Below are 14688 nucleotides of genomic sequence, written 5' to 3'. Positions count from 1 at the left end.
CGGTGACGCCACCATCACCGACGCCGACGGCACCAGCCACGAACTGACACCCGACAGCGTGCTCGTCCTGCCCTACGCCTGGGAGGGCACCTGGCAGATCCGGGACACCATCCGCAAGGTCTATCTGCACACCACCCCCGTGCCCCCGCTGCCCGGCGCCCCCGTGCCCTGCGCGTTCACCCCCGCAGAACAGGTCCTGCACGCCCCGCTGCCGGGCGGGCGGGCCGTCCTGTCCGACGGGCCCGACGGCCGCTGCGCCCTGCTCGCATGCGAGCCCGGCGGCGCCCCGCCGACCGAGCCGGGCCGCGCGGTGTTCCTGCACGTCCTGGACGGCGAGGCCACCGTCACCGACGCCGACGGCACCCGCCACGAACTGACCGCGGGCAGCTCCGCCGCCCTTCCCTCCGGCTGGACGGGCACCTGGGACGTCCACCGCACCCTGCGCATCCTCGCCGTCCACAGCACCCCCCGACAGGACACGCCATGATCCACGACGACCCGTACGCGGCGGTCACCCCCGCACCCGCCCTGAACCTGCGCAGTGACGACCTGCGCCACGGCGAGCGGATGCCACAGCCCTTCCACGACCCGCAGATCGGCGGCGAGAACACCTCGCCGCACCTTTCCTGGACCGGCTTCCCGGAGCGGACCAGGAGCTTCGCGGTCAACTGCTACGACCCCGACGCGCCGACCGGTGTCGGCTTCATGCACTGGGCCGTGGCCGACATCCCCGCGGACGTCACCTCGATTCCCAGGGGCGCGGGATCTGCCGGCGGCCTGCTGCCGCCGGGCTCGCTGACCGTCCCCAACGACCTGCGGATGCGCCACTACATCGGCCCCAACCCGCCGCCGGGCACCGGCCGCCACCGCTACGTCTTCATCGTCCACGCCGTCGACGTTCCCCGACTGGACCTGGACCCCGACACGACGCCGGTCGTCCTCGGTTTCCACCTGCACTTCCACACCCTGGCCCGCGGCAGCATGACCGTCTGGGTCGACGCGGCGGACTGAGATCCGGCCCGGGAGGTACCGACATGACAACGCAACGCACCACCGCCCGGCACGCCGAGATCGCGGGAGCCGGTTTCGCGGGCCTGACCGTCGCCACCGCCCTGGCCCAGCGCGGCTGGACCGTGCGCCTGCACGAACAGAACGACGACGTCCGCGACTTCGGCGCCGGCATCCTGCTGTGGCGCAACGCGATGCTCGCCCTCGACGTCATCGGCGTCGCCGACGCCATCCGCGCCGACGGGGTACAGCCCCGGTACTACGAGACCAGCCTCGGCGGCAGCACCGTCTCCGCCGAACTGCCCGGCTACCCCTACTGGGCCATCACCCGGCCCCGGCTGCACGCCCTGCTGGCCGACGCCGCCCGCGCCGCGGGCGTGGAGATCGTCACCGGCTCCCGCGCCGTCGGCGCCGATCCGGCGGGCGCCCTGCTGCTGGCCGGCCGGGGCCGGGCCGAGGCCGACCTGGTCATCGGCGCCGACGGCGCCGGCTCGGCCGTACGCGACTCACTGACCGACCTCTCCCAGGAGCGCAGGAAGTACACCGACGGGGTGTGCCGTCTGCTCGTCCCGCGCCCCGAGACCTTCCGCAGCGAGCGGTGGGACCGGGTCATCGACTTCTGGACCCTGGAACCGGACGCGATGCGCATCCTGTTCATCCCGACCGGCCCCGACACCATCTACCTGGGCATGATGGCCGAGACCCGCAACCCGCGCGCCTCGCGGATCCCCGTCGACGTCGAGGTGTGGTCGCAGCGCTTCCCGCACCTGGCGCAGGTCATCGAACTCGCCGGCAAGGCCGAGGGCGGTCGGCACGACACCTACCAGACCACCCGGGTCACCCCCTGGTCCACCGGCCGTGCCGTCCTCGTCGGCGACTCCGCGCACGCCATGTGCCCGGCACTGGGCCAGGGAGCCAGCGTCGGCATCGTCAACGCCGTCGACCTCGCCCACGCCCTGGAGCAGGGGGACGACATCGAGGCGTCCCTCGCACGGTGGGAGGCCCGCGAGCGCCGCATGACCGACGACGCTCAGGCCCGCAGCGCCCACATGGCCGCCACCCGCGGCCTGGCCCGCGGCAACGGATTCACACCGGAGCTGTTGGAGACCGCCAACTTCGTCTCGGCGGCCGTCTCCGAAGAACTCCAGGCCCGCTACCCCGTGCCGGAGGCGAACCGCTCATGGTGAGACCCCAGCCCGTCATGGTCGGCGACGCCGAGGTCCTGCGGATCAGCGAGTACGCGGGGCCCAGCCCCGCCACGCCCGCCTTCCTGTTCCCCGACAGCGACCCGGCCTACTGGAGCGACAACGCGGACCGGCTCGACCCGGACTTCTACGACGCCAGGCGCGGCACCCTGCGCTCGGTGCTGCACACCTGGCTGATCCGCAGCCAGGGCATGGTCATCCTGGTCGACACCGGCGCGGGCAACGGCAAGGAACGCCCGTACGCCCCCGTCTACGCCCACCACCACACGCCGTACCTGGAGAACCTGCGGGCCGCCGGGGTCCGCCCGCAGGACGTCGACATCGTGGTCAACACCCACCTGCACGTCGACCACGTCGGCTGGAACACCCGGCTGGACGACCGGGAGTGGGTTCCCACCTTCCCCAACGCCCGCTATCTGATGGGCGAACCGGACTTCGTGCGCTGGGACCCCGTGCGCACGCCCCGCCCACAGGGCGACGGCAACCAGAACGTCTTCGAGGACAGTGTCGCGCCGGTCCACCGGGCCGGGCAGGTCGGCCTGTGGCACGGCAGCCACCGCGTCAACGGCGAACTCGTCCTGGAGGCCGCCCCGGGCCACACCCCGGGATCAGCCGTCGTACGACTGCAGTCCCGAGGCGAAGGCGCGCTGTTCGTCGGGGACATCCTGCACTCGCCCGTGCAGATCGCCCGCCCCGACGTCAACAGCTGCTTCTGCGAGGACCCGGCGCTCGCCCGGTCCACCCGGCGCAGGCTGCTCGCCGAGGCGGCCGACCGCGAACTGCTCGTCTTCCCCGGCCACTTCGGCGGCCGGTCGGCCTGCCGAGTACGGCGGACGGCCCCGGCCGACCCGGCGGCGCGACCGCCGGGCACCGACGCCTTCGCCGTCCGTGACTGGGCCGGCTTCGACCCGGTCTGACCACTCCCGTCCACTCTCCCGAGGAGCCCGCAGTGAACCACGATCTCTACGACGACGGCCTCGCCCTGCGCCGCCGGGTGCTCGGCGACGCCCATGTCGACGCCTCGCTGGCGGCGGTCACCGACTTCTCCCGCGACATCCAGGAGTACGTCACCCAGTACTGCTGGGGCGACCTGTGGCACCGCCCCGGCCTCGACCTCCAGGAACGCAGCCTGGTCAACCTCGCCATGATCACCGCTCTCAACCGGGGCCACGAGTTCAAGGCCCATGTCCGCGGCGCCGTCAACAACGGCGTGTCCCGCGAGAAGATCAAGGAAGTGCTCATGCAGAGCGCCTTCTACTGCGGCGGCCCCGCCGCCCTGGAGTCCTTCCGGCTGGCCGCCGAGGTCCTCGACGCGATGGACGCCGAACGGTGAGCGCCGAGATCGGTTTCGTCGGCCTGGGCAACATGGGCGGGCCGATGGCGGCGCGGCTGGCCGCCGAGGGCCACCGGCTGACGGTCGCGGACGCCGCCCCCGGCGTGGCCGCCGCCTTCGCCGCCGAGCACCCCACCGCCCAAGTCGCCGACGGCAACGCCTCGTTCGCACGGGCGCAGACCCTGGTGCTCATGCTGCCCGACTCGGACGTCGTCGAGCAGGCGCTGGAGGGCGACGGCCTGGCCGAGGCGCTGCCGCCGGGCTGCCTGGTCATCGACATGAGTTCGTCCGAGCCGCTGCGCACCCGGGCGCTGGCCCGCCGGCTGGCCGGCCGTGGCCTGTCCCTGCTGGACGCGCCGGTGTCCGGCGGCGTCCGCGGCGCCCGGGCCGGCACCCTGTCGGTGCTGGCCGGCGGGGCACCGAAGGACCTGGCACGGGCGGCCCCGCTGCTGCGCGCCATGGCCCGTACCGTCGTCCCCGTCGGCGGCATCGGCTGCGGCCACGCCGCCAAGGCGCTCAACAACCTGGTCTCGGCCGCCACGGTGTCCGTCACCGTCGAGGCGCTGGCGCTCGGCGAGGCGTTCGGCATCCCGCCCGAGACGATGACACAGGTGCTCAACAGCTCATCGGGCCGCACCAACACCAGTGAGAACAAGGTGGCCCAGTTCATGACGAGCGGCACCTTCGACTCCGGGTTCGCCCTGCGGCTGATGTCCAAGGACGTGGACATCGCCGTCGGCCTGGCGCGCTCCCTGGACCGTACCGCGGAGCTGTCCGACCACGTCGCCGACCAGTGGCGCCGCGTCGCCCGCTCGGTCCCGCCGCAGACCGACCACACCGCGATGTACGCGCTGCTGGGCGCGGCGGCCGACGAGGACGACAAGGAGGCGACCCGATGACCGGGGCGCTGCTGCACTGGATCGACGGCGCCGCCGTACCCTCGGCGGACGGCACCACCCGCGTCGGCACCGACCCGGCCACCGGCGGCCCGGGCGCCGAGGTCACCCTCGGCACCGCCGCCGACGTCGACCGCGCCGCACGCGCCGCCCAGGCCGCCGCCCGCGGCTGGCGGCACCTCGCCTCCGCGGAACGCGGACGGCTGCTGGCCGCCATCGGCCGCCGGCTGCTCGCCGAAACCGACACCCTGGCCGCCGCGGAGAGCGCCGAGACCGGCAAACCGCTCGCCCTGTCCCGGGCCGAGATCCAGGGCGCCGCCGAGTACTTCGAGTTCTACGCCGCCCTCGTCAACCTCCCGGCGGGCGACGTCCTCGACATCAGGCCCGACCTGCACGTCTACACCCTGCGCGAGCCGCTGGGCGTGGTCGGCGTGATCACCCCGTGGAACCTGCCGCTCAACCAGGCGGCCCGCGCCTGCGCCCCGGCCCTGGCCGCCGGCAACACCGTGGTGGCCAAACCCGCCGAGTCCACTTCCCGCACCACCGTCGCGCTGGCCCGTATCGCCGGCGAGGTGGGCCTGCCACCGGGTGTGTTCAACGTCGTCCTCGGCCGCGGCACCGAGGTCGGCACCGCGATCGTGCGGCACCCCCTGGTGCGCAAGGTGGCCTTCACCGGCTCCGTGCCCGTCGGGCAGGAGATCGGGCGGATCGCCGCCGACCGTGTGCTGCCGCTCACCCTGGAACTCGGCGGCAAGTCCGCCAACATCGTCTTCGCCGACGCCGACCTGGGGTTCGCCGCGACCGAGGCCGTACGCGCGTTCACCACCAACGCCGGCCAGGTCTGCTCCTCCGGAACCCGGTTGTTCGTCGAGCGCACCGTTCACAAGGAGTTCACCGCCGCCGTGGTGGCCGCCACCCGCCGGCTGCGGCCCGGCCGGGAGATCGGCCCGATGATCACCCGCGGCCAGTGGGAGACCGTCCAGCGGTACTTCCGGATCGCCGAGCAGGAGGGCGCCACCGCCGAGACCGGCGGCCGGGTGCCGGACGAACCGGGCCTGGCCGGCGGCTTCTTCGTCGAGCCCACCGTCTACTCCGGTGTCACCAACGACATGCGCATCGCCCGCGAGGAGGTCTTCGGACCGGTCCTGGTCGTCCTCCCCTTCGACACCGAGGACGAGGCGGTGGCCCTGGCCAACGACTCCGAATTCGGCCTGGCCGGCGGGGTGTTCACCGCGGACATCTCCCGGGCCTTCCGGGTGGCCGAGGCCCTGGAGGCCGGACAGGTCTACATCAACTCCTGGTCCACCCAGTCCGTCCAGATGCCCTTCGGCGGCCACAAGAACAGCGGGTACGGCCGTGAGAAGGGCATCGAGGCCCTGCACCACTACACGCACGTCAAGAGCATCAGCATCCGCCTGACGGGCCGCTGAGGACCCGCGCACCCCCAACCGGCGCAACCACAGGAAGGGCACAGCCATGGCCGACACCCGTGACGTCCAGGACGACATCCTCCTCGCACGCACCATGTTCATCGACGGCGAGTGGGTCGGCGCCCTCGACGGCGGGACCTTTCCGGTCCACGACCCGGCCGACGGACGGGTCATCGTGCACGCCCCGGACGGGCAGGCCGCAGACGTCGACCGGGCGGTGGCCGCGGCCCGCGCCGCCTTCGCCCCCGGCAGCGCATGGCGGACGATGACGCCCCAGGAGCGCGGACGGCTGATCTGGCGGCTCGCCGACCTCGTCGAGCACCACGCCGAACGGCTGTCCGCGCTCGACTCGGTCGACAGCGGCAAACCCCTGGACGAGATGCGCCACTTCGACGTGCCGTTCTCGGTGGACGTCCTGCGCTACTACGCCGGCTGGACCACCAAGATCACCGGCGACACCATCCCGATCTCCTACCCCGCCTCCTTCGGAGGCCGCTTCCACGCCTACACGCTCAAGGAGCCCGTCGGTGTCGTCGCCGCCGTCGTGCCCTGGAACCTCCCGCTGCTGATGGCCGTCAAGAAGCTCGCCCCGGCCCTGGCCACCGGCTGCACCATCGTGCTCAAGCCCGCCGAGCAGACCCCCGTCTCCCTCGCCCTGCTGACCCGGCTCACCATCGAGGCCGGCATCCCCGCCGGCGTCGTCAACTACGTGACCGGAGACGGCGAGAGCGCCGGCGCGGCCCTGGTCCGCCACCCGGGCGTGGACAAAGTGACGTTCACCGGGTCGGTCACGACCGGCAAGGCCATCGTCCGCAGCGCCGCCGACGACCTCAAGCGGGTGTCCCTGGAACTGGGCGGCAAATCCCCCAACATCGTCTTCGACGACGCCGACCTCGACGCCGCCGTCGCCGGGGCCGCGGCCGGCGCCTTCGCCACCCAGGGGGAGAGCTGCATCGCGGGATCGCGGCTCTACGTCCAGCGTGGCGTCTTCGACGAGGTGGTGCGGCGGCTGGCCGACCACGCGGCCTCGCTCAAGCTCGGTCGCGGCACCGAACCGGGCACACAGATGGGTCCGCTCATCTCCGCACAGCACCGCGACCGGGTGCTGGAGTACATCCGGATCGGCCTCGCCGACGGCGGCCGGGCGGTCACCGGCGGACGCGCCCCCGAGCGCGAGGGCTACTTCGTCGAGCCGACCGTACTGGTCGGTGTCCGGCCCGACTCGCGCGCCATACGCGAGGAGATCTTCGGCCCGGTCGTCTGCGCCGTCCCCTTCGACACCGAGCAGGAGGTGGTGCGCCTAGCCAACGACACCCGCTTCGGGCTGGGCGCCGCCGTGTGGACCAGGGACGTCTCGCGCGCCCACCGGATGGCCGCCGCCGTGGAGTCGGGGCAGGTCTGGGTCAACTGCTACCAGGCCGCGGACTCCGCGCTGCCGTTCGGCGGTGTGAAGGAGTCCGGCTGGGGCCGCGAGACCTGCCGGGAGAACCTGGACGAGTACCTGGAGACCAAGACGGTGGTGGTGGCGCTGTGACCCGTACCCTCACCCACGACTACGTGGTCGTCGGCGCGGGGACAGCCGGCTGCGTGGTGGCGGCCCGGCTCACCGAGGACGGCGCGCGCAGCGTCCTGCTGGTCGAAGCCGGCGCCCCCGACAGCAGTGAGCGGATCACCACCCCGCACACCTGGCCGGCGCTGTACGGCACGGACGTCGACTGGGCGTTCCGCACGGTACGCCAGCTCGCGACAGGTCATGTGCACGATATTCCCCGCGGTCGCACGGTGGGCGGCACCGGCAGCACCAACGCCATGGCGTTCCTGCGTGGCGACCCCGGCGACTTCGACACCTGGGCCCGCCAGGGCTGCACGGGCTGGGACTACGCTTCCGTCCTCCCGTACTTCCGGCGCTCGGAGACGGCGCCGCACGGTGACCCGCGCTACCGAGGCAGCGGCGGACCGCTGCGTCCTGCGCCCGCGGCGGCACCGCACCCGCTGTCCCTCACCTACCTGGAGGCGGCGCAGGAGGCCGGCCACCCGCTCACCCAAGACCTCAACGGGCCACAGCTGCGCGGAGCGAGCAGCCACGACCTGCTCATCGCCGACGGACGCCGGCAGAGCACCGCCACGGCCTACCTGGAACCCGCCCTCGGACGCCCGGGACTGGACCTGCTGCCCAGGGCCCTGGTGGAGCGGATCACCTTCGACGGCGACCGCTGCACCGGAGTCGACGCGGTCGTGGACGGTGAGCCGGTCCACTGCGCGGCGGGCACCGAAGTGGTGCTGTGCGCCGGGGCGATCGGCTCGCCGCACCTGCTGCTGCGCTCCGGCGTGGGGCCGGCCGAGGAGATCGAACGGTCCGGAGTGAAGGCCCTGCACGACCTGCCCGGCGTCGGCCGCAACCTTCAGGACCACATCATCCTCGCCGGGCTGACCGTGCCGTCACGCGGGCCGCTGCCCCCGCCCTCGCACAACCTGGGGGAGGTGACCCTGCTGCTCGACAGCGAGCCGGGACGCGCCTCGGTGGACCTCCAGATCGTGTTCATCCACGTGCCGTTCACCAATCCCTGGCAGCGCGCGCCCGAACACGGCTACACCTTCGGCGTCGGGCACATGCGCCCGGCGAGCCGGGGGCGGCTGTCACTGGCGAGCGCCGACCCCGAGGCGCCGCCGCTGCTGGATTTCCGCTACCTGGACCAGGCACAGGACCTGCGCGCCCTGGTCGCGGGCGTCCGGCACGCGCTGGAGATCAGCCGGACCGCGCCGTTCGACGCCTGGCGCGGCGCCGAGCACCCGCTGGTCGACGCCGACGACCGGGCGGTGGAGGCGTTCGTCCGGGACGCGGTGCAGTCCTACGGGCACGCCGCCGGGTCGTGCCGGATGGGCGTGGACGCGCTGTCCGTCGTCGATCCTGAGCTGCGGGTGCACGGCCTGACGGGCCTTCGGGTGGCCGACGCCTCGGTCATGCCGGAGATCGTGTCGACCAACACCAACGCGGCCACCGTCATGATCGGCGAGAAGGCGGCGGACCTGCTGCGCGGGCGCGACCGAGCCGAGGACTGGGACGCCGGCCCACGGCCGCCGGGTCAGCCGGGCCTGCCGACGTTCCGCGAGAAGTAACTCCCGTCCGAGGTCACGATGTTCCCCGCGGGCTGGTACAGGCACACGATGTACGTCTCGTACCAGGCGGAGCCGCGGCCGGTCGCCCGTGCGCAGCCCAGCGCGTTCGTGGACTTCCACACCACCTGGGTGAAGAATCCCGTGTCCTTCGAGAAGCCAGGGTGGCCGTAGTCGTACGTGACTCCCTCCGAATACCACGCCTTCACGGCATCGGAGCAGGTCGCCACCTGGCCCGGAGAGGAGGAACCGAACCAGAAGACATTCTCGCCGTACCCCTGACGAAGACCCGCGTGACCATGGCTCAGCCCCTCGTACTGGCTGATCAAGGTGACGCGCTCCCTGGATTGGTCCACGGTGGCCTGATCCGTCTTCAGGGGCGGAGCGCCGTGCCGCGCTCGGTAACCGTTGTGGGCCTTGAGGCAGTCCTGCTGGAAGGCGTCATCGGTGCTCAGCGGCAGAGGAGGGCGCGCCCACGCCGGTGCGCAGAGGCCGAGTGACAGTGCCAGCACGAGCGCGGTGAACCCGCTGAGTGCGGCCGCTGAGCGGGTTCTTGTACACATGTGGGGCATGACCACTCCAGGGAGCTGCTTGCTGATTGCGTGTCAACCAGGCAAACGTCGCAGCCCTGCGAAAGACACGAAGTGCCGTGGAACCGGCGCACTTCGTCCTGGACAGCCGCCTTGCCCCCACCGGCGCAGGCATCCGCCGCCGGTCACGCACCGTTCACCCGTGGGGGATCATGCCTTCAACGCCGCGGGCTAGCGTGCCGAGCCGTAAGCGATGCGTTCGTCGGAGGTTCTGCCATGCACCGTCCTCTCGCCCGCGCAGCCGGGCTCCTCGGCGCGCTCGTGCTCGTGTCCGGGCTGACCGTCTCGGGTCTGACCCCCGCGGCCGCCGAGACACCCACGGCACGGCCTCAGGGGCACGCCGAGGCGCGTCCCCAGCACACGGCGTCCCTCCTGTACTTCAACGACGCGCACGAGATCGGCCCGGTCCTGACCGGCGGCCAGGACCGGGGCGGCGTCGCACGGCTGGCCACGGCGGTGCGCTCGGTCGAGGCTCAGAACCAGGCCACGGCGGTCGTCTTCGGCGGGGACCTCGCCGGCGGCACCCTCTTCGGCGGCCTCTACAAGGGCGTGCCCATGGTCGACGCGTTCAACAAGATCGGCGTGGACCTGGCGAACTTCGGGCAGCACGACTTCGACTTCGGCGTGGAGCACGCCCGCGAGCTGGTCGCGGCGTCCGACTTCCCGTGGATCACGTCCAACCTGACCGACGCCGACGGGTCGCCTTTCGTGGAGAACGGCACCTGGGCGGTGCGGCGGGTGGGCAAGGTCCGCGTCGGGTTCGTGGGGCTCACGGACGCGATCGACACGACTTCGGCCGCCGGGAAGGTCGTCGAGACGGACCCCGTCGAGGCGGCCCGTGCCGCCGTCGCCGACCTGAGGGCGCACGCCAAGGCCGACGTCGTCGTGGCCGTGAGCCAGTACCCGATGGACGAGAACCACAAGCTGGCGCGCGCCGTGCCGCAGTTGGACGCCGTGTTCGGCGAGGAGGTGGCCGAGTACGACTCGGTGATCGAGTACGAGGGCCATGTGCCGCTCATGGCGCCCGAGGGGAACATCGGGTCGATGATCCGCCTGGACATCACCAAGCGGCGCGGCCAGTACCGGGTGGAGCCGTCGGTGGTCGAGGTGGACCACACCGTCACGCCGGACCCGGAGCTGCGCGAGGTCGAGAAGCGATACGCCGCGGAGATGGAGCAGCGGCTCTCCGAGGTCCTGGCGGGCCTGCGGACCCCGCTCCGCCGGGAGGGCAGGCTGTCCGGCGAGACCACGCTGGGCGACTTCGTCGCGGACGCGTTCCGCGAGCGGCAGCATGCCGACATCGGCTGGATGAACGGGGGTGGCCTGCGCGCCGAGGCGCCGGGACCGGACTTCACGCTCCGGGACGCCTACTCGATCGCCCCGTTCGGCAACCGGCTCATGAAGGTGCGGGTCACGGGCGCGGGGCTGCGACAGTCGCTGGAGGACGCGGTCTCGCGGGTGGAACACTCCGGCGGTGGCTTCCCGCAGGTCTCCGGCATGACGTACGCCTACTCGCCGACCGCCGCCGCGGGCTCGCGCGTGAGCGACGTCAGCGTGGGCGGGCAGCCACTCGACTTGGGCGCCACCTACACGGTCGCGGTGACGAACTACGTGGTCAATGGTGGCGACGGCGTCAGCGGGTTCGCGGACGCCGAGGTGCTGGTGCCCCTCGCGGACGCCCCGGTCGACGCCGAGGTGATCGCCGAGCACGCCCGCACGCTGGGCACCATCGACGTCGCGACGGAGGGCCGCATCACGGTCCTGCCGTGAGGCGGCCGTCCAGGGGGACGTGTGGTCCCGGTGAGTTCGTCACCACCGTCGGTGCACGGCCGCCTTGCCGCCGGTCACCAGACTTGCCGGCGGCACGTCATCGGCCACGACCGCGCCGGCGGCGACCACGGCATCACGGCCGATGCTGACGCCGGGCAGGATGGTGGCTCCGGCACCGATCCACACGTTCTCCGCGACGTCGATGGGCGCACCGGTGAGATACAGCCGCCGCTCCTCGGGATCGACCGGGTGGCCGCTGGTGATGAACGTGACCTTCGGCCCGATCATCACGCGCTCGCCGAGCCGTATGCCGGCGTAGTCCAGGAACGTGCAGTTCTGGTTGATGAACACGCGCTCGGCGAGGTCGAGGTGGAGGCCGTGGTCCGTGTAGAAGGGCGGATAGATCGTGACTCTCCGCGGTAGCGGCTTGCCGAGGATCTGCTCGAACAGTTCCGCCTTGGCTGCTTCGTCCTCGAACGGCAGGGTGTTCAGACGGGAGGTGAGCTCGGTGACCCGCAGAACCCTCTCGGCCATGGTCTGGAACTCGGCGCTGTGGATACGCATGAGACGGTCGCTGGACATGCCACGATCCTTTCCGGTGTACCGCTGACTGACCTGGTCGATTCTCGCCGCACAGGCCACATGCCCAGCATGGTCCGGGCACCCTCCCGTCGATGCCGCCACCGAACACCCAGACGCCGGCTTCCTTCTCTCCACGCGACGGCGCTCGAAGCCGGGGCAGCGACCGGTGTGTTCGCCCTCGCCGTCAGCGCGCAGGACCCGGCGCACGGACTGGTCGCCCTGGAGGACGGCTGCGGTCCGCACATCATCGGCCACGACGCCGCTCCGCGCCCGGCGACTGATCCTCGCCCACGTCCGGGCGGTGACGGACTGCGCCGAACTGTGCCGCACCGAGGGCGCGGCACAGGGGGTGTCTTCGACCGCGCGGGGGAAGGCGGCTCAGATCTCGGCGGGGCGGGCGGCGATCTCCCGCAGCAGTTCCATCACCGCCTGGGCCCGTGCGCTGTGTGTCAGGCCCTCCACGGAGGCGAGTTTGACTTCGAGCGCGGGGCCGCCGTCCCGCAGCTCCAGTTCCGCGACCTCGCCCCCGCCGTAGGTCTTGCTGGTCGCCGGCCGCTGGTTCAGCACGGAGAAACCGAGTCCCCGGGCCACCAGGGAGCGCACCGTCTCATAGCTCTGGGTGCGGTAGCGGACATCGGGAGCGGTGCCCGTGGCGGCCACCAGCGAGCGGAAGTAGTCACGGCTGTGGGGGAGGTCCAGCAGAACGAGCGGTTCCGTGGACAGTTCGGCCAGCTCCACGCTGCCCTGACCGGCCAGCGGGTGGTCGGCCGAGACGATGACATAGGCCGGGGCGCGGGCGATGGTCTCGCCGCGCAGGGCCGGCTCGGCTGCCAGGCCGAGGCCGTAGGTGAGGGCGAAGTCGATGCGTCCCGCCGCGAGGGCATGGACGAGCTGGTCCGTCTCCGCCTCCACCACGTCGAGCTCGATGCCCGGATAGCGCAGGGTGCACTCGCTGAACAGGGGCGGCAGATAGAACGGGACCAGGGTCACGAAGCAGCCGACGGCCACCGGTCCGGAGATGATCTCACCGTCGCCCCTGGCCTCCCGTTCCACCTCGCGGGCGCGGGCCAGCAGATCCCGCGCCTGCTGCTGGAGCCTTTCCCCGGCGGGTGTGAGGGTCAGCCCCCGGCCCCGCCAGCGGATGAACAGCTGGACCTGTAGGTCCCGCTCCAGGTTGTAGACGGCCGCGGACACGGCGGACTGCGCGATGTGCAGCTTGGCCGACGCCTCCGTCATCGAACCGTGCTCGGCGGCGACGAGGAAGTAGCGGAGCTGAACGAGTGTGAAGCCCACCGGTGACGTCATACGTGGCCCTTGCGCCTGGTGATCTGTGCCTGTCCCGACCCTAGACGGAGTTGCCCGTGGGCGCTGCGGCAGGCGGGCCGGGGACGTCCTCGGCGCGCAGCAGCCCGGAACCGGCGGTCTCCCGCAGGGACAGAGCCGCGACCAGACCACCCCCGGCGAACACCATCAGGTACGGGCCGGGCACCAGGGTGCTGCCGGTCGCGGCGATGAGCACGGTCATCAGGTACGGCACCGTGCCGGCGAACAGGGCGGCGGTGACGTTGTAGGAGAGGGACAGGCCGCTCTGCCGGGTGCGGGTCGGGAATGCCTCCGCCGACCACACCGCGTAGGTGCCGAGGATCGCCGCCAGGATCACACCGAGCAGCAGACCGGCGACCCACGTCCCGGCGAGTCCGGTCCGCATCAGCAGGAAGGCCGGGGTGGAGACCACCAGCAGGGCCGCGGTCGCCCCGACGAACACCGGCTTGCGTCCCACCCGGTCGGACAGCAGCCCGAACAGCGGCACGAGCACCAGTCCCAGGAGCGATATCACCGTGGACAGCAGGGCGGCGCTGTCGGCCGAGTGCCCCAGGTGATCGGTCTCGTAGGTGACGAGGTAGGTCAGCACCGCATAGAAGGGCACGTGCATGGCCGCCATCAGCCCCGCCGCCTGGAGCAGCTGTCGCTTGTGGGAGCGCAGCAACTCCCGTACGAGACTGCGCGGGACGGTGTCGTTCGCCTCCATCGCCCGGTACTCCGGGGTGTCCTCGATCTTGTTGCGGATGATGAAGCCGATGACGCCGAGCGGCGCGGCGATCAGGAACGGGATGCGCCAGCCCCAGGAGGTCAGCCGGCTCTCGTCCAGCCCCGACGACAGCAGCAGGAAGACGAACGACCCGGCGAGGAAGCCCAGCAGGGAGCCGACCTCCAGCCAGCTGACACCGAATCCGCGACGGCGCCGGGGCGCGCTCTCGGCGAGGAAGCTGGCCGCGCTGCCGAACTCACCGCCGGCGGCGAACCCCTGGATCAGGCGCAGGACCACCAGAAGCACCGGGGCGGCCACACCGATCGACGCGTAGCCCGGAAGCAGACCGATGGTCAGGGTCGCACCGGACATGGTGAAGATGACCAGCGACAGGGTGCGCTTGCGGCCGATGCGGTCGCCGAGCGGGCCGAAGACCAGGGCACCGACCGGCCGGATACCGAAGGACACCGCGAACACACCGAACACGGCGAGCAGTCCCGTCGTGCTGTCCCCGGACGGGAAGAACACGGTGGCGACCGTACCCGCCAGATAGGCATAGGCAGCCCAGTCGAACCAGTGCACGAACACGCCCACGGCTCCCGCAGCAACGCTCCTGCGCAGTGAGATCACATCGGTGGCCACCTCGACCTCGGTTGTCGTGGCGTCACTGTCAAAGGTGCGCATACGCGCCTCCTGGTGAGGATGGGTGGAGAAACGGAGCTGTGCGGGTG

14 protein-coding genes are annotated in these 14688 nt (G+C 71.9%); 10 read left to right on the top strand and 4 right to left on the bottom strand.

Going from position 1 to position 14688, the window contains the following annotated elements:
• The 9 genes from AC27LF_RS33915 to AC27LF_RS33875 form a co-directional block, all read left to right on the top strand.
• A partial coding sequence (locus AC27LF_RS33915; RefSeq protein WP_479663262.1) for a cupin domain-containing protein occupies positions 1–487 on the top strand: 487 nt, incomplete at its 5' end.
• A complete protein-coding gene (locus tag AC27LF_RS33910; RefSeq protein ID WP_479663263.1) occupies positions 484–1011 on the top strand; it encodes a YbhB/YbcL family Raf kinase inhibitor-like protein in 528 nt (175 codons plus the stop codon). The genes AC27LF_RS33915 and AC27LF_RS33910, both read left to right, overlap by 4 nt.
• A 23-nt stretch (positions 1012–1034) precedes the next feature.
• Positions 1035–2195, top strand: a complete 1161-nt coding sequence (locus AC27LF_RS33905; RefSeq protein WP_479663264.1) for an FAD-dependent oxidoreductase — start codon at positions 1035–1037, stop codon at positions 2193–2195.
• A complete protein-coding gene (locus AC27LF_RS33900) occupies positions 2189–3130 on the top strand; it encodes an MBL fold metallo-hydrolase (protein ID WP_479663265.1) in 942 nt (313 codons plus the stop codon). The genes AC27LF_RS33905 and AC27LF_RS33900 overlap by 7 nt, the downstream gene beginning before the upstream one ends.
• Positions 3131–3162: 32 nt before the next feature.
• Positions 3163–3546: a carboxymuconolactone decarboxylase family protein gene (locus AC27LF_RS33895; protein WP_479663266.1), complete on the top strand. Its 384-nt coding sequence runs from the start codon at positions 3163–3165 to the stop codon at positions 3544–3546.
• The gene (locus tag AC27LF_RS33890) at positions 3543–4445 is read left to right on the top strand and encodes an NAD(P)-dependent oxidoreductase (protein ID WP_479663267.1); all 903 of its coding nucleotides are present in this window, start codon (positions 3543–3545) and stop codon (positions 4443–4445) included. Before AC27LF_RS33895 ends, AC27LF_RS33890 begins: the two co-directional genes overlap by 4 nt.
• Positions 4442–5872 carry an aldehyde dehydrogenase family protein gene (locus AC27LF_RS33885; RefSeq protein WP_479663268.1) on the top strand — a complete coding sequence of 477 codons (1431 nt, stop codon included), beginning with the start codon at positions 4442–4444 and terminating at the stop codon, positions 5870–5872. The genes AC27LF_RS33890 and AC27LF_RS33885 overlap by 4 nt, the downstream gene beginning before the upstream one ends.
• Positions 5873–5918: 46 nt before the next feature.
• On the top strand, positions 5919–7406 hold the full coding sequence (locus tag AC27LF_RS33880) for an aldehyde dehydrogenase family protein (RefSeq protein WP_479663269.1): 1488 nt from the start codon (positions 5919–5921) through the stop codon (positions 7404–7406).
• Positions 7403–8989: a GMC family oxidoreductase gene (locus AC27LF_RS33875; protein ID WP_479663270.1), complete on the top strand. Its 1587-nt coding sequence runs from the start codon at positions 7403–7405 to the stop codon at positions 8987–8989. The genes AC27LF_RS33880 and AC27LF_RS33875 overlap by 4 nt, the downstream gene beginning before the upstream one ends.
• On the opposite strand, the gene AC27LF_RS33870 is transcribed toward AC27LF_RS33875, so the two are convergent.
• Positions 8956–9549 (bottom strand): CAP family protein, encoded by a 594-nt coding sequence (locus AC27LF_RS33870; protein ID WP_479663271.1) that lies wholly within the window; start codon positions 9547–9549, stop codon positions 8956–8958. The two genes, AC27LF_RS33875 and AC27LF_RS33870, sit on opposite strands and share 34 nt — an antisense overlap.
• Before the next feature lie 243 nt (positions 9550–9792).
• Between AC27LF_RS33870 and AC27LF_RS33865 the strand changes: the two genes are divergently transcribed.
• Positions 9793–11346: a bifunctional metallophosphatase/5'-nucleotidase gene (locus tag AC27LF_RS33865; RefSeq protein ID WP_479663272.1), complete on the top strand. Its 1554-nt coding sequence runs from the start codon at positions 9793–9795 to the stop codon at positions 11344–11346.
• 39 nt (positions 11347–11385) lie between these two features.
• Here the strand turns inward: AC27LF_RS33865 and AC27LF_RS33860 are convergent, their stop codons facing one another.
• The 3 genes from AC27LF_RS33860 to AC27LF_RS33850 form a co-directional block, all read right to left on the bottom strand.
• Positions 11386–11928, bottom strand: a complete 543-nt coding sequence (locus AC27LF_RS33860; RefSeq protein WP_479663273.1) for a DapH/DapD/GlmU-related protein — start codon at positions 11926–11928, stop codon at positions 11386–11388.
• 378 nt (positions 11929–12306) lie between these two features.
• Positions 12307–13233 (bottom strand): LysR family transcriptional regulator, encoded by a 927-nt coding sequence (locus tag AC27LF_RS33855; RefSeq protein ID WP_479663274.1) that lies wholly within the window; start codon positions 13231–13233, stop codon positions 12307–12309.
• 40 nt (positions 13234–13273) lie between these two features.
• On the bottom strand, positions 13274–14641 hold the full coding sequence (locus tag AC27LF_RS33850) for an MFS transporter (RefSeq protein WP_479663275.1): 1368 nt from the start codon (positions 14639–14641) through the stop codon (positions 13274–13276).
• Between the last annotated feature and the right edge of the window lie 47 nt (positions 14642–14688).

This window comes from Streptomyces diversicolor, from assembly GCF_057537855.1.
This window is presented reverse-complemented; position numbering and strand designations above follow the sequence as displayed.

Excerpts from the sequence above, each read along its gene's own strand:
- AC27LF_RS33910 (WP_479663263.1), top strand. The coding sequence starts at position 484 with ATGATCCACGACGACCCGTACGCGGCGGTCACCCCCGCACCCGCCCTG.
- AC27LF_RS33905 (WP_479663264.1), top strand. The coding sequence starts at position 1,035 with ATGACAACGCAACGCACCACCGCCCGGCACGCCGAGATCGCGGGAGCC.
- AC27LF_RS33900 (WP_479663265.1), top strand. The coding sequence starts at position 2,189 with ATGGTGAGACCCCAGCCCGTCATGGTCGGCGACGCCGAGGTCCTGCGG.
- AC27LF_RS33885 (WP_479663268.1), top strand. The coding sequence starts at position 4,442 with ATGACCGGGGCGCTGCTGCACTGGATCGACGGCGCCGCCGTACCCTCG.
- AC27LF_RS33880 (WP_479663269.1), top strand. The coding sequence starts at position 5,919 with ATGGCCGACACCCGTGACGTCCAGGACGACATCCTCCTCGCACGCACC.
- AC27LF_RS33870 (WP_479663271.1), bottom strand. The coding sequence starts at position 9,549 with ATGTGTACAAGAACCCGCTCAGCGGCCGCACTCAGCGGGTTCACCGCG.
- AC27LF_RS33865 (WP_479663272.1), top strand. The coding sequence starts at position 9,793 with ATGCACCGTCCTCTCGCCCGCGCAGCCGGGCTCCTCGGCGCGCTCGTG.
- AC27LF_RS33860 (WP_479663273.1), bottom strand. The coding sequence starts at position 11,928 with ATGTCCAGCGACCGTCTCATGCGTATCCACAGCGCCGAGTTCCAGACC.
- AC27LF_RS33855 (WP_479663274.1), bottom strand. The coding sequence starts at position 13,233 with ATGACGTCACCGGTGGGCTTCACACTCGTTCAGCTCCGCTACTTCCTC.
- AC27LF_RS33850 (WP_479663275.1), bottom strand. The coding sequence starts at position 14,641 with ATGCGCACCTTTGACAGTGACGCCACGACAACCGAGGTCGAGGTGGCC.